At 46.0% G+C, this 20,064-nt stretch carries 20 protein-coding genes; 5 read left to right on the top strand and 15 right to left on the bottom strand.

Going from position 1 to position 20,064, the window contains the following annotated elements:
• Positions 1-347 precede the first annotated feature (347 nt).
• A complete protein-coding gene (locus AACT18_RS09005) occupies positions 348-1,004 on the top strand; it encodes a hypothetical protein (RefSeq protein WP_019280795.1) in 657 nt (218 codons plus the stop codon).
• A gap of 55 nt (positions 1,005-1,059) precedes the next feature.
• Positions 1,060-2,295: a zinc-dependent metalloprotease family protein gene (locus AACT18_RS09000; protein ID WP_094125818.1), complete on the top strand. Its 1,236-nt coding sequence runs from the start codon at positions 1,060-1,062 to the stop codon at positions 2,293-2,295.
• 46 nt (positions 2,296-2,341) lie between these two features.
• On the opposite strand, the gene AACT18_RS08995 is transcribed toward AACT18_RS09000, so the two are convergent.
• From AACT18_RS08995 to slyA, 3 genes are read right to left on the bottom strand one after another with little or no spacing between them, the layout of a single operon-like run.
• A complete protein-coding gene (locus AACT18_RS08995; RefSeq protein WP_094125819.1) occupies positions 2,342-3,376 on the bottom strand; it encodes a DUF2955 domain-containing protein in 1,035 nt (344 codons plus the stop codon).
• A 12-nt stretch (positions 3,377-3,388) separates the two neighbouring features.
• A complete protein-coding gene (locus AACT18_RS08990; RefSeq protein ID WP_094125820.1) occupies positions 3,389-4,444 on the bottom strand; it encodes an HlyD family secretion protein in 1,056 nt (351 codons plus the stop codon).
• A 6-nt stretch (positions 4,445-4,450) separates the two neighbouring features.
• Positions 4,451-4,933: a transcriptional regulator SlyA gene (gene slyA, locus AACT18_RS08985; protein ID WP_019283056.1), complete on the bottom strand. Its 483-nt coding sequence runs from the start codon at positions 4,931-4,933 to the stop codon at positions 4,451-4,453.
• 113 nt (positions 4,934-5,046) lie between these two features.
• Between slyA and AACT18_RS08980 the strand changes: the two genes are divergently transcribed.
• Entirely contained in the window at positions 5,047-6,075 is a 1,029-nt protein-coding gene (locus tag AACT18_RS08980) for a VirK/YbjX family protein (RefSeq protein ID WP_017046842.1), read from the top strand.
• A 33-nt stretch (positions 6,076-6,108) separates the two neighbouring features.
• On the opposite strand, the gene AACT18_RS08975 is transcribed toward AACT18_RS08980, so the two are convergent.
• The 12 genes from AACT18_RS08975 to AACT18_RS08920 all read right to left on the bottom strand — a co-directional run bounded on the left by AACT18_RS08975 (position 6,109) and on the right by AACT18_RS08920 (position 17,446).
• The gene (locus tag AACT18_RS08975) at positions 6,109-6,867 is read right to left on the bottom strand and encodes an EAL domain-containing protein (protein ID WP_026028439.1); all 759 of its coding nucleotides are present in this window, start codon (positions 6,865-6,867) and stop codon (positions 6,109-6,111) included.
• A gap of 98 nt (positions 6,868-6,965) precedes the next feature.
• Positions 6,966-8,519, bottom strand: coding sequence for a cryptochrome/photolyase family protein (locus AACT18_RS08970; protein WP_094125821.1), 1,554 nt, complete (start codon positions 8,517-8,519; stop codon positions 6,966-6,968).
• Positions 8,520-8,673: 154 nt separating this feature from the next.
• The gene (locus AACT18_RS08965) at positions 8,674-9,048 is read right to left on the bottom strand and encodes a rhodanese-like domain-containing protein (RefSeq protein ID WP_094125822.1); all 375 of its coding nucleotides are present in this window, start codon (positions 9,046-9,048) and stop codon (positions 8,674-8,676) included.
• Between the two features lie 50 nt (positions 9,049-9,098).
• On the bottom strand, positions 9,099-10,196 hold the full coding sequence (locus AACT18_RS08960; protein WP_094125823.1) for an ABC transporter permease: 1,098 nt from the start codon (positions 10,194-10,196) through the stop codon (positions 9,099-9,101).
• Positions 10,193-11,119 (bottom strand): ABC transporter ATP-binding protein, encoded by a 927-nt coding sequence (locus tag AACT18_RS08955; protein WP_017044975.1) that lies wholly within the window; start codon positions 11,117-11,119, stop codon positions 10,193-10,195. Before AACT18_RS08955 ends, AACT18_RS08960 begins: the two co-directional genes overlap by 4 nt.
• On the bottom strand, positions 11,119-12,081 hold the full coding sequence (locus AACT18_RS08950) for an HlyD family secretion protein (protein ID WP_094125824.1): 963 nt from the start codon (positions 12,079-12,081) through the stop codon (positions 11,119-11,121). Before AACT18_RS08950 ends, AACT18_RS08955 begins: the two co-directional genes overlap by 1 nt.
• 91 nt (positions 12,082-12,172) lie before the next feature.
• Complete coding sequence (locus AACT18_RS08945; RefSeq protein WP_094125825.1) at positions 12,173-12,832, bottom strand: HAD family hydrolase; 660 nt, start codon at positions 12,830-12,832, stop codon at positions 12,173-12,175.
• Positions 12,833-12,836: 4 nt separating this feature from the next.
• On the bottom strand, positions 12,837-13,886 hold the full coding sequence (locus tag AACT18_RS08940) for an ABC transporter ATP-binding protein (protein ID WP_017046834.1): 1,050 nt from the start codon (positions 13,884-13,886) through the stop codon (positions 12,837-12,839).
• Positions 13,883-14,686, bottom strand: coding sequence for an ABC transporter permease (locus AACT18_RS08935; protein WP_010318639.1), 804 nt, complete (start codon positions 14,684-14,686; stop codon positions 13,883-13,885). The genes AACT18_RS08940 and AACT18_RS08935 overlap by 4 nt, the downstream gene beginning before the upstream one ends.
• Complete coding sequence (locus tag AACT18_RS08930; protein WP_094125827.1) at positions 14,673-15,572, bottom strand: ABC transporter permease; 900 nt, start codon at positions 15,570-15,572, stop codon at positions 14,673-14,675. Before AACT18_RS08930 ends, AACT18_RS08935 begins: the two co-directional genes overlap by 14 nt.
• Positions 15,572-16,375: an alkaline phosphatase family protein gene (locus AACT18_RS08925; protein ID WP_010318641.1), complete on the bottom strand. Its 804-nt coding sequence runs from the start codon at positions 16,373-16,375 to the stop codon at positions 15,572-15,574. Before AACT18_RS08925 ends, AACT18_RS08930 begins: the two co-directional genes overlap by 1 nt.
• A gap of 9 nt (positions 16,376-16,384) precedes the next feature.
• The gene (locus AACT18_RS08920; protein WP_017044980.1) at positions 16,385-17,446 is read right to left on the bottom strand and encodes an ABC transporter substrate-binding protein; all 1,062 of its coding nucleotides are present in this window, start codon (positions 17,444-17,446) and stop codon (positions 16,385-16,387) included.
• A 212-nt stretch (positions 17,447-17,658) separates the two neighbouring features.
• On the opposite strand from AACT18_RS08920, the gene AACT18_RS08915 reads away from it, so the two are divergent.
• Positions 17,659-18,411 carry a UTRA domain-containing protein gene (locus AACT18_RS08915; RefSeq protein ID WP_094125826.1) on the top strand — a complete coding sequence of 251 codons (753 nt, stop codon included), beginning with the start codon at positions 17,659-17,661 and terminating at the stop codon, positions 18,409-18,411.
• Positions 18,412-18,456: 45 nt separating this feature from the next.
• Positions 18,457-19,683 carry a DEAD/DEAH box helicase gene (locus AACT18_RS08910; RefSeq protein WP_013868277.1) on the top strand — a complete coding sequence of 409 codons (1,227 nt, stop codon included), beginning with the start codon at positions 18,457-18,459 and terminating at the stop codon, positions 19,681-19,683.
• Positions 19,684-20,064: the final 381 nt, after the last annotated feature.

Here is a 20,064-nt window from a genome sequence, read left to right as displayed (position 1 = left end):
ATAGACAGCCTAAACTGTATTTTTGCGCTTTTAAGTGCCTTTTTCATAAGACTCGTCGTTATCAAGAGTACCATCTTCTTTAATTTTCTCTGTTTATTGCCATCAAAAAATAATAACTAATTTATTAATTACGGATTATTGTTTTTATTTTGGCTTGATATTTTATTTAGCGCATTGCATTCATTTTTTGAAAATTAGATCATCATTCAAATCTATAAAGTTTGATTATATTTAACCTTAACTTTATTGACTTAAGATCACGTTATTTAATTGTATTCATACATCTTATGTATCTATATATATGCCACATCTAATTGTCGGAGATATAAGGTTTGAAAGTTAAGATAATGACCATTTTGTTATTAGTAATATTCGGTCTCATTGTTGGTAAATATTACATTAGCCATAGTTCATTAACATTAGTGCCTGCCCCAAAAGCACCGAATAATAACGAGGATACTGATTTTAAAGCCGCAACAGTTGCTGATGAGCGCCAGCTGATGAAGCCACCACGAGAAGATGCATCGAGCGCTGGAGATGCTCGTTCTGCTCTGAATTCAGAGCCTATCACTGAAGAGCGCATGCTTGCGGCGCAAACCGTTGATGAAGTATGGCACGACATCAACCCAAGCCCAGCGTTGCAAGCCATTAGGCCGAAAAGTGATGCAGTGACGGAAATCAAAGCGATCGAAATCGAAAATATTGAACAATTCCGAGTTCTGGCAACGGGCGATGCTGTCACGGTCACTATGCCTGATAACCAGCCAGTCAATATCCAAGTCACTTCATCAGAAATTCAGAATGAAGGCGTCCGGACTTGGTCTGGGCAGTTTGAACTCGACGGGGAAGTTTACCCAGCCACATTCACTTTCGGCAAAACGGCAATACTTGGTTTTATTGGTCATCCCAGTGGTCAAGTGAAGCTTGAAGGCAACGGCAGTGAAGCATGGGTTTACCGAGTACCACCGAATCATGGCTATGACGAAACCTCGACCAGCCATTGATACCTCAAACGCACGGCTTTGTGTGTTAATAAAATAAATAATGTAGGAGTTTTCTATGAAAATAGCGTCATTGGCATTAGCCGTGGTGTTAGCAACACATGCGTTACCGAGTAGTGCAACCACTGAAATTGATATTCTAGGTGTTTATACACCCGGCACCGCTGAGTGGTTTCAGCAAGATCACGTGGCTCAAATCCAGCACCGATTTAACGTGGGAAATGAAATTCTGCGTCAAAGTGGTCTGGACATCAAAGTCAACTTAATTGGCACGAAAGAAGTAAAATACGATACGCAAAGAGGGCTAAGAAAATCGCAAGAGCAGGCGCTTGATGCGATTACTCCCGGCAATAAACAAGATCCGGCGTTTGCCGATATTGAGCAATATCGTAAGCAGGTTGGCGCGGATATGGTGGCGCTGTTTCGTAATCTGGATATTAAAAATTCTCCTGATTATGAAGATAAAGGCAATGGTACTTACATGCTGAGCTGTGGTCTAGCATGGATAATCCCTGCCGCGTATTGGAACAATAGTGCGCGTTATGCGCAATCTAGAATGTACAGTCATAGCTATTTGAATGAGTGTGGCGATGATACGTTTATTCACGAATTAGGCCATAATTTGGGCTTGAACCATGCTCATGAACAGTACAATGGCGAACCCCATCTTTCAAATGGTACAGAGCAAGATGCGTATGGTTATGGGGTTCAAGGCCAATTTGCGACGACCATGGCCTATGGTTTCTTATTTGGTATTCATAGCCGTTCTTACACATTCTCTAACCCAAGCAAAGTGTGTAAAGGTCAAGCATGTGGTGTCACTGACTACGCGAACTCGGTGCGAGCGATTGGCCTGAGCGCACCACACATTGCGGCGATTTATGCACGTCCAGATGGGAGTAATGACGGAGGAACGTCACCCACTGAACCGACTTCGCCCCAACAAGCCATCTATGATTTACAAGGGCCTTTTGCCATTCCCGATCATGCACAAGGAGAGTTAGCACTTCCGATTAATGTGACTTATCAAGGAAATGCGGAAACGGCCACTATTCAACTTAATATTGAACACCCATTTGTGGGTGATGTTTCAGTCAAGTTGTATGCACCTGATGGTGGCTATTGGAACTTAAAATCGTATAACCAGTATGATCGCAACACGGCTTATCGTGTTCGCTTTACACTCAGCGGAATGCAACAAATGAACGTGCAAGGCCAGTGGCGTTTAGTCGTGGCGGATCACTATCAAGGTTTAACAGGTGTATTAAATTCGGCACGCTTATCCTTTGAATAAAGGTTTGCTGTAATGTTGACCCTGCACCTATGTGCAGGGTTTTTAATTACTGGCCAAATTGGGTGGCTTTGAATTGATTCAGCAATCGATGGATCACATAGGTTGTAAGTAATGTGGCGATAATAGCAAACAAAATACTGCCGACTCGGTACAGGGCACTGAAAATTAAATCATTGCCCGGCGTCAAATATTGACCAAACAATATCCCCAAGGTAGTCAATGAGCCAAAGCCGACCCCTGAACCGCTGGATTCTTTTACATGCCAGTAGCTAAAGAGCATCGCACCTATCCACAGCAGCGGAATAACAAATAAAAGCTGACCTGACCAATCGTAGAGCAGCAGTTGGACCGCAATACCGAAAGTGACACCAAGCAGAGTACCCATCGCGCGTTTGCGTGCGTAGCCTAGCGCTCCGTTCCAATGCATCGGGAAAAGTAGCAACAAGGTTGTGGCTTGCGCGGACATTGAATCTTGCAGATCGAATATTTGAAACACAACGAAAGAGAGTGTGGCAATGGTTGCGCCCATGAGCGCTTCATGGCGCATACGATGTGACTCTTTGGCCACGCTTGCATGAGCGGGAGGTTGCCTTTTCTGTGCGTCGGGAATACAGAATGTCACCAGATAAGCGACCATTACCGAAAGCAAATTCGCGATAAAGTTGCTGGTAATCAGATCGTTAAGATCAGTTGTGGGGTAGCTTGCAAAGTGCAGCATGATGCTCAAGCTCAATACGCTGTTCGCTCCAAATAAGAATAAGCTGCCTTTCGACATACAAGCAAATTTGTAGAGAAACAGTACAAAAGCCATCATCGTCATCAGTGCCGGATGAGCGCCAAACAGCCCCCCGAGAATGGCTACTTCTAAGCCACAAACGACGGCGGAAGCAAGCAGTTGCTTTGCGGCGTGCGCATTCATGACGGGCACCATGCCCAGTAACAGCATCGGTGTTACGGTAAAAAATACCCCGTAGTTCCAACCCAGTAGTTTACAAAAGGTAAAACCAAGCGTCGCACCTGTTGCTATTCTGACGCATTGGCGAAAGTCATTTTCAGATAATGGATGATCCCAAAGTCGCATTTTTTACTCCGCTTAATAGACGTAGTGCAGAGTGCTCAGAAACTGAATTTGCATTTTTGCCAGCCAAGCAAACGGGCCACTTTCTGGTAGCAACTGTACCGTCGCACGAGCACCGGAAGGCAATGTTGACATCGTTTCATCGAGCGAAAGGTGCACACGCATGCGTTGTGCATCACGCACCCAGCGATTAGATTCTGTTGGAGTGGCTAAACGCCCATTCGCATCAAACTGACCAGTGCTTACCCCAGCATCCAGGCTACGAATACGCGCGGTAAAGACTTCGCCGGGTTTGCTATCAAAAGCAACTAGGGCGCGGCTATTGTCTGGGAAATGACGTAAGCTTTTTTCTCTAAAATCAGCAATCACGTCTACATCCGTCGCTACCAACGCAACTAACGGCATACCAGCAGCGGCGTAGGTGCCCGTTTCAAGCTGTAAGTTGGTAATGACACCATCTTGCTCTGCTAGCGTTTGTGTGTAGGCAAGGTTTAGCTTGGCCTGCGCCAATTGGTTCAAAGCGGCGCGAATGCTGACATTACTCTCGTCACTATCACCTCGACTGACGTGCAATTCTTGCAGGTGAGCTTGCGCTGCAACCAAATTGGCTTTCGCGGCGGTAGCGCCACTTTGTGCATCGTCTTTAAGTTGCTGAGAAGTCCCATTGCGTGCAAACAGAGTGTTTAATCGGTTAGCTTCGCGCAACTTTTGAGCGGCAACGATACGGCTTGCCGTGACATTAGCTTCTGCGGCTGCAATCGATGCATCCAATTGAGCATTACCTTGTACCGCACGTTCATAATTGAGTTGGGCCTGCTCTACCGCCAGTTGATAGGGTTGTGGGTCGATGGTGAAAAGTACTTCACCTTTGTGTACGGTTTGATTATTAGTGACAAAAACATCACTGATTTGACCATTAACTCGGGGAGATATTTTGGTCACAGTCCGCGTTGCCATGGCTTGCGGTGTTAAAGGCATAGCCAAATCGGCCACCAAAAAATAGGCAAAGAGCGCCACAAAAGCAACGATGGAATATTTGATCCAAAGTGCAAATTTTTGATCAGGTGTCATAAGTAATTATTGTTCCTTTGAAGGTGTTGCTATCGGTTTGCTGAGCGTATCTAGAGCGTTGTGTGAGATTTGTTCGAGCGTAAGAGTCAGTTGGTGCAATTGTTGATCGTCAATATTACCCAGTAAGTTTTGGCGAACTTGCAAAATACGGGTTTCCATCTGCTTGATAAGAGCACGCCCGTTACTCGTCAAACTGACGATTCGAGCGCGCTTATCGTTGTGACAGCAGTGACGTTCGATCAGCGATTGTTCTTCGAGCTGCTTTAAAGTTCGCATCAAAGAAGCCAGTTCTATTTCTAACGCTTCGGCTAAGGTTTTTTGACTGACGTTGTCACCGAGACGCTGTAATTTCCACAATGCGGTCCAACGAGGATGGGTAAGGCCCAAGGGTGAGAGTTCTCGGTCCGCCACCATTTTCCATAAGCGTGAGAGACGAGCAAACTGCTCAGCGAGTGATAATTCTTTCAGGGTGTGCGTGTTTTCAATCATAACGAGTCACATATTACTTAGCGTGCTAAGTAATATAATTTAGTTAGCGCGCTAAGTAAATAGCTAATGACGAAGGCTGACATTTTCATACAAACTCAGGACAGCACCCCTCAATGAAACACTGTACATTATTTTCAATGAGCGACTCCCCAATGTTTGAGGCTGTCCTAGCTGCTGAAATTCTGGTCCATACTATGATAATTGAAAATAAACTCGACTACCTGTTTAGCCTGTCTGAACTCTCCGAAACGATTTACCCCAATACCAAAGGCTGGTCTAAAATCAGGAAGAATATCCGTTTTTGTTTATGGGGCGTGACCAATGCCTATGCTCTAAAAAGTATGCTGAGGCTGTTTTCGTGCTCCGAGTTAGCGGAGGTATTGAAGCAATGCCCACAGTTTTTGGAAAAACCATTAAAACCTTATCTCTGTGTCAATTGGTCTGCCAAAGAGCGTACATGGCACATTAATCAACATTTTATCTACTTAGTTGAACAGTTTGGCTTTAATGCTGCGAAGTTTTTCTCAGAATCAGGCTTCTCTATTTTTGATTTTTACGACAAAAATGGGGCGAGTTATTCATTAAGCCTGTGCAGTGGAGAGATAAGAGAAGGCTCGTTGGGGCTGCAACTGACGGATGAAAAAGGGCAGAAAATTTACTCGATCAGTTTCAATGTTTCTGATCAAGGGCGCAGTATTTACATTGGTTCACTACAAGGTCCAAGCAGTGGTGTGACCGATCGTAATCAAATCATTAAAGATTTGACGCGCACGACTCACGGTTTAAGAACTAAAGCACTGATGGTTGAAATGATCATGACGCTAGCGCGTATCTTAGGGGTTGAAAACCTGTATGCGATTTCTAACCGCGGCCATATGTATCAAGCGTTGCGTTATATTGGCTCAAAGCGCAAATCAGTAAGCTTTGATTACGATGAACTGTGGACAGAGTACGAAGCAGAGAAAATGAGCAAATATTTGTACCGTTTGCCAACCACGCCAAACCGCAAAGGTGTTGAGACGCTAAATCGCAATAAACGCCGTCTATATACTAAACGTTATGAGTGGTTAGCCGAGGTGGAAACAGCCATGTCGGGCCGTATTGAACAGTTGAAACTTATGCCCAAGCATTTCGTGGTTTGATGGATCCACAAAATTAGAGGCTGATGTTATGGTTCAAAACGTCACTGTAGGCAACGCTTCAAACTCAGGTTTCGCAAAATAGTAGCCTTGCATGAGTTCAATGCCGAGTCGTTTTAGCCATAACATTTCTTGTTGAGTTTCAATACCTTCAGCGAGTGGACAAATCCCTAGCTCAATGAGCATTGCGACAGTATGACGGACGATTGCTTGCTTCGTGATGTCTTGATCGATATTACGCAGCAGTGACATATCTAATTTTACTATTTTAGTTTGGAAGTTAACCAATAGCCCAAGCCCGGCGTAGCCTGCACCGAAATCATCAATCGCGGTAGTAAATCCTAGGTTGGAGTAATAAGCGACGATCCGTTTTATGTGCGCTGTGTCTACGATTTTTTCCACCTCAGTAAATTCAAACATGATCCGTTCTGTCGGGAAACCGAACTGCTTTGCTGCCTCTAATGTGGTGCGGATACAGCGCTCTGGTTGGTAAACGGCATTAGGTAAAAAATTAATGCTCAAAATACCTGACAGTTTTAGTTTAGCCGCGAGTTTAATCGCTTTGATTCGACAAAGTTGGTCAAAGCGGTATCGGTTGTCATCACTGACTTGTTCAATGATGGAGTAAGCCGATTCATTATTCAGACCTCGTACGAGTGCTTCGTAGCCAAAGATGGTGTTATCTGCAACGTTAACTATGGGTTGGAAAGCCATGGTGAAGTCAAAAGGCAAGTTTTGTTTTTCTGAGCATTGCTGGCAAATACGTTGGTCCATATGGACTTGCTGTTGTTGCATAATCACTCACTGATATTTAATCGAATAGCATGATTATAGTTACTTGCAGCGTGCTCACCAAATTGCATAAATAAAAACGTGACCAGTAAGCCGACGAGCTACAGCTCTTCAATATGGTGTAGATAGTATTGAGCTTGATCTAAGATTGCTTGTTGAGTGGCGTTTTCACTGTTATCCCAATTTTTATAAATCATGCCTATCCTTGGATTTTTGGCTAACCGTTCACGATGAGTGAGCATGAACTGCCAATATAAACTATTGAATGGACATGAATTTAGACCACTACGGCTCTTTACTTGGTAGTGACAATCTTTGCAGTAATCACTCATTTTATTGATGTAAGAGCCGCTTGCGGCATAAGGCTTGGTGGCAACAATTCCCCCATCAGCAAACAGAGCCATACCTCGGGTATTGGGCATTTCTACCCATTGCAATGCATCAATATAAATACCTAAGTACCAGTCATCCACCTCATCCGGCTCGCAACCTGATAGGAGTGCAAAATTACCCGTGATCATCAAACGTTGGATATGATGTGCGTAGGAAAACTCCAATGATTGAGTTACGGCTTGTTTAACACAATGCATACGAGTATCCCCTGTCCAATAGTAGTGAGGAAGAGGTCGTTGAGCATCAAGGGCGTTGTGCTTGGCGTATTGGGGCATGTTCGCCCAATAAATGCCTCGAATGTACTCACGCCAGCCCAAAATTTGCCTAATGAATCCTTCGATTTGTGCTAAATCCATCGTATTGTCATTCTCAAATCGCATGAGTGCACTTTGAATGACTTCTGCAGGCGATAGTAGTTTGCAGTTGAGTGCAAAAGAGAGCCGGCTATGGTAGAGGCTCCAACGATGTGGGCTCTTTGCCGTCATTGCATCTTGAAAGCGACCAAACAGCGGCAAGCCGTACTGACAAAAGTGGGCCAATAATGACAGCGCTTGTGAGCGGTTAATCGGCCATAACAATGAAGGAGTATACAGGCCGAAAACGTGAATATTATGATGCTGTAAACGGTTATAAATTGCACTGACATTGTTTTGAAAGCTAAGTGGTTTGGGTAGGTTTTCTATGTCTTGTACGCTGAGCTTATTGCGATTTTGGTGATCAAAATTCCAACGTCCACCCAAAGGCGTTTGATGATCATCTTGCAGAAGAATACCGAATCGCTTACGCATTTTGCGATAAAACGGCTCCATAATAGTGGTTTTGTTGGTATTAAAATGCTGAGTGATCTCATCAAAAGGCAATAAAAAGTGTTCAGTATCAAAACAAGTCACTTGTGCATGAGAGAGGTTTAGCTCCTGCAACTGTTGCCAAACTCGGTATTCATCAGGTCGCTGATAGTGAAAGTATTCTGCGTTGATCTGATGACACAGATCACTAATCAATGGTGGTAGCTGCAAATAATCGGCAGTTTCATCAAGGGTCAAGTAGAGAACCTGATGTCCCTCACTTTGCAATAATTCGGCAAAAGCTTCCATCGCGGCAAAAAAGGCGCAGATTTTTTGAATGTGATGTTTTACATAGCCTGTTTCTTGTTTAAGTTCAGCTATCACGTACAGTACGGAATCATCCGTTTTATTAAACCAAGAGTGCTTGATATTGAGCTGATCGCCTAGGATCAAGCGTAAGGTTTTGTACGTTCGCATGCTGTATACCGTTGAGATTGGTTATCGAACATCTTCTACGTTCCAATCAAAAAATCGATCATTGTTGCCGAATAACAAGCGGTGTCTTTCTGTTGCGCTTTGAGAGCCAATTAAGAACAAACAGAGCGATAACGTGAATGTGAGTAGGCTAACATCAATTGAGTGGCTTTATTGCCGAAGGATGAATGATCATTTCCTCTAAACCGCCGCCGTTATGTACTTGAGTGAATCCTTGCTCGAGTAAATAGGCCATGGCTTGGCCCGATCGATTGCCGCTGCGGCAGTAAACTACAATCGGTTGTTGTTTCTCGATGTGAGAAAAAGCACTGCTAACAGTATCAAGTGGGTAGTTTAACGCACCTTCAATATGGCCAGCTGCAAATTCTGCTGCGGTTCGAACATCGACTAAAAGCGCGCCATTTTCAATCCATTGCCATGCTATCGTTGAGCGCTCTGATGCCAATGCATCTGAGGTATTGGAGATCAGGCCTACACACAATAACGCTTTGGTCATCAGTGACTTTAACATGTTAGTTTCCTTCTTTTGGCTTAAAAATTAGCCTTCAAATGTGAATGGCGTTAATCAAGAGATTTCTTAAATCTCAACGACGCGACGATAATCCCACCGACGGTAAAGCTCAACATCCATAGCGCATCTCGCCATAGATCCATGAGGTTAGCACCGCGCAACACAATCCCGCGGATCATGCGCATAAAGTGAGTCGCAGGCAACGCTTCAGAAATCCACTGCGCTGCGACTGGCATGCCTTCGTAGGGAAACATAAATCCAGAAAGTAAAATCGAAGGCAGTAAAATAAAAACAGTCATTTGCATGGCTTGCAGTTGAGTGGAAGCAATGGTTGAAATCACCAAACCTAAGGTCAAACTGGCGGCGATAAACAGCAGCGTACCGAAGAGAATTTGGCTGATCGCACCATTAATGGGCACGTCAAAAATAAAATGCCCTAAGCCCAAGATGATGAAGACCTGAATTAATCCGACAAAAATATAGGGCACAATTTTGGCGACCATAAGCTCAATAGAGTGAATTGGCGTTGTGATCAGCAGTTCTAAATTGCCGCGCTCTTTTTCTCGCACAATCGCGGCACTGGTGAAGAGGATCATCGTCATGGTTAAAATAACCCCCAGTAAACCGGGCACGATATTAACCGCAGAGCGGCGAGTGGGGTTATAAAACAGCGTGACTTCAAAGGTTTTGACGGTGGCTGGACGAATGTCAAAATCAAAATCGGTCAGCGGCATGGATTGCAGACCTAAAATGGAGGCACTGATCATCGTATCGGAGCCATCAACAATCCACTGGCCTAACACGCGGTTTTGCACCGCGCGCTGGGTGAGATCTTTTGGCAGGATCAGAGCTGCTCTCACGTTACCTTGTTCAATTGCATGTTCAGCTTGCTCTGTTGTGGCAAAAGTGTGTTTGACGCTCACAACCTGTGTGGCTTTGACTGACTCTACAATTAACCGTCCGAGGGTACTTTCACTTTGATCAACGATGGCGATCGGAATATTGCGTACGTCAGTATTGATGGCAAAGCCAAACAGCAACAACTGGATCAGTGGGATCATCACTACCATGCCAAACGTAATTCTGTCTCGCGAGAGTTGGCGTATCTCTTTCACCATCACCGCTTTCATTCGAAACAGTGCTTTCATTGACGCCCCTTGCCAGTCACAGTGACAAAGACATCTTCCAAACTTGGGCGAGCTAGATTCATCTCAGCTTCAGCCAGTTCAGGGAAGGTTGTTTTTAGCCACGCGATAGGTTGTGTGACTTGTTGATGAATAAGGATCCGCAAGCGGATGCCAAGTTGCGCAGCAGAGCGAACCTCCGCCCGAGCCATGACTTTTTCTTTTAATTGGCGCAAATTATGGGCTCGGACTTCGACAATGTTGACGCCCATCGTGTTCATTAAGGTTTCTGGCTCACCATCTGCACGAATTAAACCCGATTCCATGATGGCTAAACGGTGGCAGCGTTCCGCTTCATCCATGTAGTGAGTGGTGATCAAAATGGTGGTGCCTTGGTCTGAAAGATCGAACAATTGTTCCCAAAATTCCCGTCTATTTTCAGGATCGACCGCCGACGTTGGTTCATCCAAAAACAGCAGTTCAGGTTTATGCATCGTGGCGGCTGCTAGTGACAAGCGCTGCTTTTGGCCGCCACTCATCCCACTTACGCGTTGTTTTCGGCGCTGATCAAGCCCATAAGTGCACAACTGTTCATTGAGCCGTTGTGCCAATGCTTTGCGCGGCATACCAAAAATTTGCCCAATAAATTGTAGGTTTTCCTCTACGGTCAAATCATCGTATAACGAAAATTTTTGCGTCATATAACCAATTTTTAGGCGCAATTGCTCGGATTGTTTTGGGATCGCTAACCCCAGCACATCAACACTGCCGGAGGTAGGGCTTAATAAACCCGTGAGCACGCGAATTGTGGTCGATTTGCCACAACCATTTGGGCCGAGAAAACCGTAAATAGTTCCTTTGGGGACACTCAGATTGATGCCTTCAATCGCAGTGAAATCCCCAAATTTTTTGACCACATTACGGGCGTGAATGGCGAGTTCAGTCACTATTTTTGCCTCGCTAAATCGACTTGCGCTGGAATGCCAGAAGGGAGCGATTGCGCGGATTCGGGCAGATCCACTTCGGCTAGATACATTAAGCGGGCGCGTTCATTTTCGGTCAGTGCGTAGTAAGGCGTGAAAGAGGGTTCCGTTGCCACCCAACGCACTGTGCCTTGCAGCGGCTCTTTTATACCGTCGATATGCACTGGAAACTGTGCGCCCGGCACGACAGCTAAACGGTGTGGTGCGGGAACGTAGACGCGAGCATAAGGGGTGCGGCTGGCTTGGATGATAGCGACAATGCCGTTGTTTGGGACGCGCTCACCCAAGTTGTATGGGAGGTTATCCAAAATTCCATCGCGGGTGGCGACAATGGTTAACTCGTCGAGCTTTTGCTGTTGCAGTGAGACGTCGGCTTTGGCGGCGGTCAGCGCCGCTTGGGCTTGTTCAATATCTTCAGGGCGAGTGCCAGCGGTGAGCTTAGCAAACTCTTCTTTTGCAGAATCGAGTTCGGCGCGAGCGGCATCACGCGTGGCGGTGGCGCTATCTTTTTCTGATTGGCTGAAGAGCTTTTTACCGACCAGTTCTTCCACACGTTTGAAGTTTTGCAACGCCTCTGTCAGTTTGGCTTGCGCGCGATTGACTTTGGCTTGCGCGGCTGCCGTGTCTTCTTGGCGTTCACCATTACTCAGTTTGAGCAAATACGCTTGCGCTTTGGCCGCCTCTGCGAGTGCATGGGCCAGCACCGCCTGCTGATTTCTGGTATCCAGTCGAACCAATACTTCGCCAGCATGCACTGCGCTGCCTTCCGCGACAGGAAGCGCGCGAATGATCTCATTGGCAGTGGCGGAAAAAGTGATGCGGTCTCGCTCTAAAGTGCCCAATGCTTGCGCGCTATTTTCCGGCGAGCAAGCATTGAGAGTTGACAGTAAAAGAGAGATAAAGGCAATGCGGTGTTTCATGCTCATGGCGAGAGGCTCGGTTAACTTATTGTCTTCATACTAGAAGTTTACCGCGAGCGCCTCAAGTTACATGATTCATCAAAAGTAGAGGATGTGATTAGCTCCACTTTAATATCGGCCATTGTTGGGGCTGAGCGTATTGGATGAGACGCGTGCATGGGTTGACCAAATAGGTGAAATCGGCCTGTAGACACAAAGGTAAATCATTGATCGAGTCAGTGAAAAAATGCACTTGACCCACGTATTGTGGGCGCTTAGCTAGCCATTCATTTAAGCGAGTGACTTTACCGTCTCGGTAGGTGGGTGTTCCCAAAATATGCGTGGTGTAATGGTTGTTCTCTATGACCATATCGATACCCATCGCCTCTGCAACGCCGATTTTACGGGCGACAGCTTTAACCAAAAAACTGACCGACGCCGAAATAATGAGCATTTGAATACGCTCGTCCGTTAACTGTTTAATGAGTGCTTTGGCTTGAGGAAATAGCCTAGGTACGATGCGTGTAGCGACACAATCGTCCGCCAAGCGCTGGACTTGCTCTGTGGGCAGGGTGAGCAAAGGTTGCATCGCAAAATCGAGGTAATCTTCCATGTCCATTTCACCGCTGGCATAGCGTGACATGATCAACCTATCTTGCGCGACAAAATCAGGGTCGCTCGCTATGCCCTTATCGGCCAAATATTCGCTCCAAATCATTGCGCAGTCGCCGTCAATCAATGTGTCGTCCATATCAAAAACGTATAGAGGTGTCGGCATCTATTTAGGCTCTCACAGGTTGTATTTCGTTAAGGTTAAACAGTAATTCTAGCTGACTGCCAGTGGCAAATAATCGCTCTGAGGAACGATTGAGTAAATCGACCGTGAGCTCGCAGCCTCGCACATCCACATGGTAGCGAATGACATTACCCAGTAATTGGTGATGCTTGATGGTGCCATGTTGCGGCGCAGAAACATGGGCACCATAGCTCCGCCCAGCTTCCTTGACGTAGATGGATTCGGGGCGAATAGCCACTTTCCAAGCCGTGTCTATGTTAAACAACTGCTTGGCAGTGGCCGCCTCTACTAAATTGTAATGGCCCATAAAACCGGCCACAAACTCATTGGCTGGCTGAGTATAAATGCTTTCTGGGGAGCCTTGCTGAACGATTTCACCTTGGTGCATTAAAAAAATACGATCAGAGAGAATCATCGCCTCTTCTTGATCATGGGTTACAAATACGGTGGTGAGATTGAGCTCTTTTTGAATATCACGGATCTGCTGGCGTAAATGTTTGCGAATTTTGGCATCCAGTGCTGAAAGGGGTTCATCAAGTAGCAAAATACGCGGCTTGACCACTAAGGCGCGAGCTAAAGCGACGCGTTGGCGCTGTCCACCCGAGAGCTGGTTGGGATAGTGTTTTTCTTTCCCTATCAGCGAAACCAGTTCGACCACTTTTTGTACTTCGCGCGCGATGTAAGCTCTGTCTTGCCCTTGCATTTTGAGGCCAAAAGCGATGTTTTCAGCCACCGTCATATTCGGAAACAGAGCGTAGGATTGAAACACCATGCCAATGCCGCGTTGCTGTGGTGTTTGGTTAGTGATGTTTTCACCGTTGACCCAAATTTCGCCGTCATCGACGGGATTTAAGCCAGCCAAACTGCGTAATAGAGTCGATTTCCCGCAGCCGCTCGGACCAAGTAGCGTGACAAATTCCCCTTGCTCAATGGAAAATTCAATCCCTTCAAAAACGGTATTGTTGCCAAAGCGTTTGGTGAGGTTGGCGACGTGGACGTAATCAGAGCGAGAGGTTGTGTGGGTCGTGGAATTCATTGAGTGGATCCTCGGCTAAAACGACTGGCGAGCCAAGTCAGTAAAAAGATAAATAGGAAGTAAGTCATCACTAACGCGGAGGTGAAGTGACCACTAGTCTGACGCATGTTGTAGAGATAAATCTGCAAGGTTTCATAGCGCGTGCCGACCAGAATGTTCGCAAATACAAACTCGCCAAGTAGAAAAGAGAAGGATAGAAATAGCGAAGCCATCAACCCTTTTCTAATGTTTGGCAGTACGATCAGTAAAAAAGCACGGCTGGTGCTTGCGCCGAGCAGGTGCGCGGCATCCATGAGATCGTGTAGATGGATCGCCTCAAAACTGTTGGCAATTGCACGGTACATAAACGGCAGCGCAATGGTGAAATAAGTGCCAATCAAAATCCAAGGTGTACCCACAATTGGAAATTGGCTATCGGCGTATAGTTGCAGTAATCCAACTGAAGAGACCACAGGCGGTACCGCAAAAGGAATTAAAATCAGCAGGTTCATTACTTTATCGAGACGAGGGAAATAGTAAAACACCACGAAGATCGCCGGAATAATCAAAACCGCGCTGAGTGTCAGAGAAGCGATGCCAATCAGCAATGAGCGGCCAAATGCATCGAGAAAGCGAGGGTCGGTCAGCAGTTTGAGATACCAGTCAAAGGTGAAGCCATCGGGTAAAATCGTTGCGCCCCAGCGTGAAGAAAAGGAATAAACCAAGGTGGCTAAAATGGGCAGCAACATCACTCCCACGATGGAATAGACCACACTTTTATGAAAGGTGATTTTATCAAGGGTAGGATTAGCGTTTTGCATGGGTGTTCCTTGCGCTATAGCTTTTCGCAATTAGCCACTGATTGATCACAGTAATGAAGGCTAAAATTAGCATCAATACCACGGAAATGGCGGCGGCTAAATTGGGCTCTAAGAACAGATCTCCCGCCACTAAACTGGCAATGCGTACCGTAATGACGTTGTAGTTGCCGGAGGTGAGTGCGTAGACGCTGGCATATGCGCCCATCGCATTGGCGATTAGGATAATCAAGGTGCCGAGTAGGGCTGGTGAAAGTACAGGCAAGGCGATTTTCTGCCAATATTGCCATCCGTTGGCACCCAGAGTAGATGCCGCCGCTTGCCAGTCATCACTGAGCGCATCAAATGCAGGATAGAGCAGCAGCACGCCAAGAGGGATCTGAAAGTAGATATACATCGCCAGCAGTCCCCATTTGCCGTACAGGTTGAACTCTTCAATCAAACCGTATTGCTTTAGCAGCAAAGTCAGTGCGCCGTTGACCCCAAGAATAATAATGAAAGCGAATGCCAAAGGGACGCCCGCAAAATTACTGCTCATATTGGTAAAGGCGATCACACCATCGCGCAGCTTGCCATCGACTCGGCGTAAGGAGGCGACCAACATTGCCGCAATCGCAAGGCCCGCGACGCTGGACCATATGGCGAGCCACAAACTATTGCCCAGCCCTTGTAAAATAAAGGATGAGCTGAAGATTTCGCGATAATGCTCCAGTGACCATTGATCGTCAGAGATAAAGCTGTTGAACAAAACCCACAGCATGGGGGCGAGCTGAAATAAGTAGAAAAACAGCGCAAAAGGAGTAAGCCATAACGCAGGTTTGAGTTTGCGTGCCCAGTGCGTTGATTGGCTCAGCACGGCGCTAGGCTTGCTAATAACTTGGCTACTGATCATGCTAAGCACTCCGCAGAAAAGGGCTTATTGTGATCAAGATTAAGCAGTTGGCAGCACAGGCCGCAGAGCTCAGTTTGTTTGATCTCACAAGCTTGGTGCGAAAATTGATCGCCCAATACAAACAGCGGGACGTTGCGCTCTTCGGTTAATATTCCGCCGTGTGACTTGTCATTGTTCATGCCGTGATCGCTGGTCACCATCACTTGGTAGCCATCGTTTAGCCAGCTTTCTAAAAAGTGAGATAACAGCGCATCGGCCATGCGTGCACTATTACGATACTGTCCTGAATCAAGGCCAAACTTATGTCCAGCATCATCGATATTCATTGGATGGATCAGTAAAAAATCAGGCTGATGAGTACGACGTAAGTGTTCGGCGTCTAAAAACAGTGCTTCATCGGGATAGTGATCCCAGTGATAAAAACAGCCATGCTGAATATTGAGTGTTTTATCACAGGTAAAACGATCGCGCGTTGCATCAAAAGGCGCGCGGTTATAGAGCTCGCTGACCCAATGATACGCCGCTGCGGCTGTTGTCAGCCCTTGCTCTTTTGCCAAACTGAAGATGGATTGATGATGTGAAAGGCGCACAATGTGGTTATGAACAATGCCGCTTTCGACAGGCTTTACGCCAGTGAGTAGACATTCATACAAAGGACGCGATAACGAAGGTAATTCACATTGTAGGGAGTATAAGGTTGCTCTTTGCTGCTCAATTAATCCGTTTAAGTAGCCCATGCAATCACGGGCTACGGAATAATTGAGTCCATCAAGAACAACAAGGATCACCTTATTGTTCATGGTTGCCTCTTACTGCTGGTGGATAATGACATTTTCTTGCCATTGACGTGGCAATTGACGAGCTGATTTTTCCCAAGCATTAAAGTCGCTAATTGGGCTCACGTTCTGGTATTGATCGTTAGCAATCAATTTGCTTTGTACCGCAGCAGGCAGTGCAACGTTGCTGCGGATCGGGCGAGCATAGCCTTGTGCAAGGTTGATTTGGCCTTGATCGCTAAAGATGTATTCACGTGCTAGCTTGGCCGCGTTTGGGTTTTTGGCGTATTTATTGATGATGGTGGTGTAGCCGGAAATCACAGAACCATCTTGCGGAATGTTAACGGTAAAGCGGTTACGGTCAATTTGGTCACGGTAACTTAGGGCGTTGAAATCCCACAATACGGCCACTTCAACTTCACCTTTTTCGAGGTTAGCGATACTTGGGTCTGTAAATGATAAGCGCCCTTGCTTGGCGAGTTTGGCAAAAAATTCGATTGCCGGATCGAGGTTCTTTTCACTGCCACCATGAGCAAAAGCAGCGGCTAGTACGGCATTATTTGCTTGCGCGGCAACACCGACATTACCAATACTGATTTTGTAATCGCCTTTGAGCAAATCGTTCCACGTTTTTGGCGCATTCTTGACTAGATTATTGTTCGAGATAAATGAAATGGTGCCCGTATAAGCCAGAGCCCAGTGGCCATCTTTATCTTTGGCCCAGTCAGGGATGTCATTCCAAGTGCTCGGTTTGTACGCTTGAGTTACGCCTTTTTTCACCGCCACGCGAGCAAATGCAAAGCCAACATCACCGATATCGGCGGTCGCATTTTTCTTTTCGGCTTCAAACTTGGCAATTTCTTGCGCTGAGCTCATATCCGTATCTTGGTGTTTTAGGCCATAAATCTTACCTAAATCGCTCCACGTATCTTGCCAGTTAGCCCAACTGCCGGGCATACCAATGCTGTACACTTGGCCTTCTTGTTTCGCTGCGTTGATCAAAGATTGTAAATCAGCCTCTTTAGCAAAAGCCGAAGTCGAAAGAGTCAGCGCAAGTGCTGTGGCAGTCGTTGCGCGGGTAAATAAGGTTTTCATTGTCGCTATCCTTCTGGACTAGGTCAGTAAGTTCGATTTTTATCCTAGGGAAGAACTGTGACGTTTTCGGTGTAGTTATTTGACATTTTTGATGATTTTCTATTGCACTTTTATTTCAAATTCAATCAATTAGCCTGTCATAAATCTGTTATCTGCCTTAAGTAGTCTAAAAGACGTTTATTCACTCTGTATAATATTGGACTAGGTCACGCATGAGATTTCGCAGCGCTTTGCCAGTGGCAAATGCTCCTTTAGAAAAGACCCAACTTGGTAACATTAAAGGCACCCTTCGTGAGCAAATTTGCAGTGGGATGCTGAGCGACAGACAAAAACTGCCATCTGAACGTGAATTGAGTGAATTGTTTAATACAACCCGCATTACAATTAAAGACGCTTTGGTTTCACTGGAAACAGAAGGGTTGATTTACCGAGAAGAGCGGCGTGGCTGGTTTGTCTCTCCGGCGCGAATTCATTATAACCCGCTATCGCGTTGCCACTTCCACCAGATGATCCGCGAGCAGCACCGAATCGCAGAAACTAAGCTAGTTGCGGTACGCAGCGTGATGGCTTCTCGTGAGTATGCAAGAGCGATGGATATTGACCGAATTACGCCCATTCATATTATTGAACGGTTGCGCTCGATTGACGGGCGAGCGGTACTGTTTGTCGAAAACTGCCTGATTGCGCAGTGGTTTCCAAAGATATTAGAGGAAAATTTAACCGCTTCGTTAACGCATCTCTATCAGCAAAAATACGGTTACATCACCACGCGTTCTCGTTTTGAAGTAATCCCTACGGCTGCACCTCTTCATGTGGCAAAAGCCCTTAACTTGGCTGCTGGCCAATCTGTAATGAAAATTTGTCGAGTTAATTACAAACAAGATGGCGAGATCATGGACTGTGAATTTGAGTACTGGCGGCCAGATTCAGTCCTGATCCGTATCGACAGTTGTGATGGAGAATGAATAGCTTTAGACTCGGCGCAACCTTTTTCACCCTGCTAGTCGTTTATGAATTTTTCTAAGCTTAACTTAAGCGCCCCTTTGATGGCTGCGCTGCCTGCGTCGCGACACACGGCGACCAAAATCCAACAATTGGCTATTCCAGCCGTACTTTCTGGGCAAGATGTGCTTGCCTTCGCGCAGACGGGCAGTGGTAAAACGTTAGCTTATGGTTTGCCTTTACTGCAACGGATTGAAGTTAATACTCTTGAAATTCAATCGGTTGTCATTGTTCCTACCCGTGAATTAGCACAACAAGTCAGCCAAGAGCTGAGTACCGTGGCAAGCAAAATGGGCATTAGCTTATGCACTTTATGCGGGGGAGTGGCCCAAGAAGAGCAGCTTGCGCAGTTGGCCAAATTACCGCATTTAATCGTCGCGACACCGGGCCGCTTGCTTGATTTACTCACACAGCAACTGATCTCATTGGAGTCGATGCACTGTGTGGTGTTAGATGAAGCTGACAGACTGTTAGAGATGGGGTTTTGGCCGGATGTACAACGCCTGCTCAGTTTTATGCCCCAAACCAAACAAACGTTGTTGTTTTCCGCCACACTCGCCGCCGATCTCGAACAGGTGGCATTGGCCGTGTTAAATAACCCGGTAAAGATAGAGGCGAATCAAGCCAATCAAGTGGTGGAAGAAATTGAAGAGCAGCTCTACCTTGTGAATAAGGGCAGTAAAGCACAAGCATTAATTGCTCTGATTAAACAGCGGGCTGGGCAGCAAGTATTAGTGTTCATTAGCGCTCGTGATAGTGCTGACGCGGTCGCGAAAAAATTACTCAAAGCGGGTATTCGTGCGGCAGCTTTGCATGGTGAAAAAGATCAAGTTATTCGCGAGAAAACGTTAGCCGATTTCAAAGCGAATCAAGTGGATGTGCTGGTGGCCACTGATTTACTGGCGCGTGGTATTCACATTGACGCGCTGCCAGTGGTGATCAATTTTGATTTACCGCCTAGTGCGCCAGTTTATATTCACCGCGTTGGCCGCACAGCGCGTGCTGGTCAAGGTGGTGTGGCGATTTCACTGGTCTGCCATGGTGAAAGCCAAGCGCTGGAGGCAATCCGCAGCTTAACGCAGCGCGCTTTACCGCTGCAGGCGTTGACCGATTTTCCAGTGACAGACCAACCGACCAGCGGTGAACCGAAGCGCAAACCGCGTGATAAGCAAGCCAACCGCCGCAGTGCTCAAAAGCGCAGCGTGAAGCAGTTTCAACAGAAAACAAGCCATTAAGTCGCTCAATATACGCATTCTATTGTGCGTTTTGATGGAGTAAGGAAACTAAGTGACTCAGGAAATTTATGCATTTATTACGATTGAAATGGCACATTAATCGAGTTTATGTGTAAATTTTCAGCAGCTTATTGTGAACAACCTATCATTATTGGACTAAATCAAGAAAATGCAGTATTCAGTTTCATGAGATTATATTCACAATTTTAGAATCATTTCTAGGATAAATATTCTTTAATCCACGTTATTAACACGATTGTGGATAATTAGTCGTTAATCAATCATTATCAATATAAGCGATGACTTTCTAGTCAAATAATATTTTAATGTATGTCACATTTACTGAAAATTTTTTAACTTACCATTTCGCCACTTTGATTG

The organism is Vibrio sp. V04_P4A5T148, assembly GCF_963875605.1.
Lineage (GTDB): Bacteria > Pseudomonadota > Gammaproteobacteria > Enterobacterales > Vibrionaceae > Vibrio > Vibrio anguillarum.
Note: the sequence above shows the minus strand (reverse complement) of the source record. Positions and strands in the feature narration are given on the sequence as shown.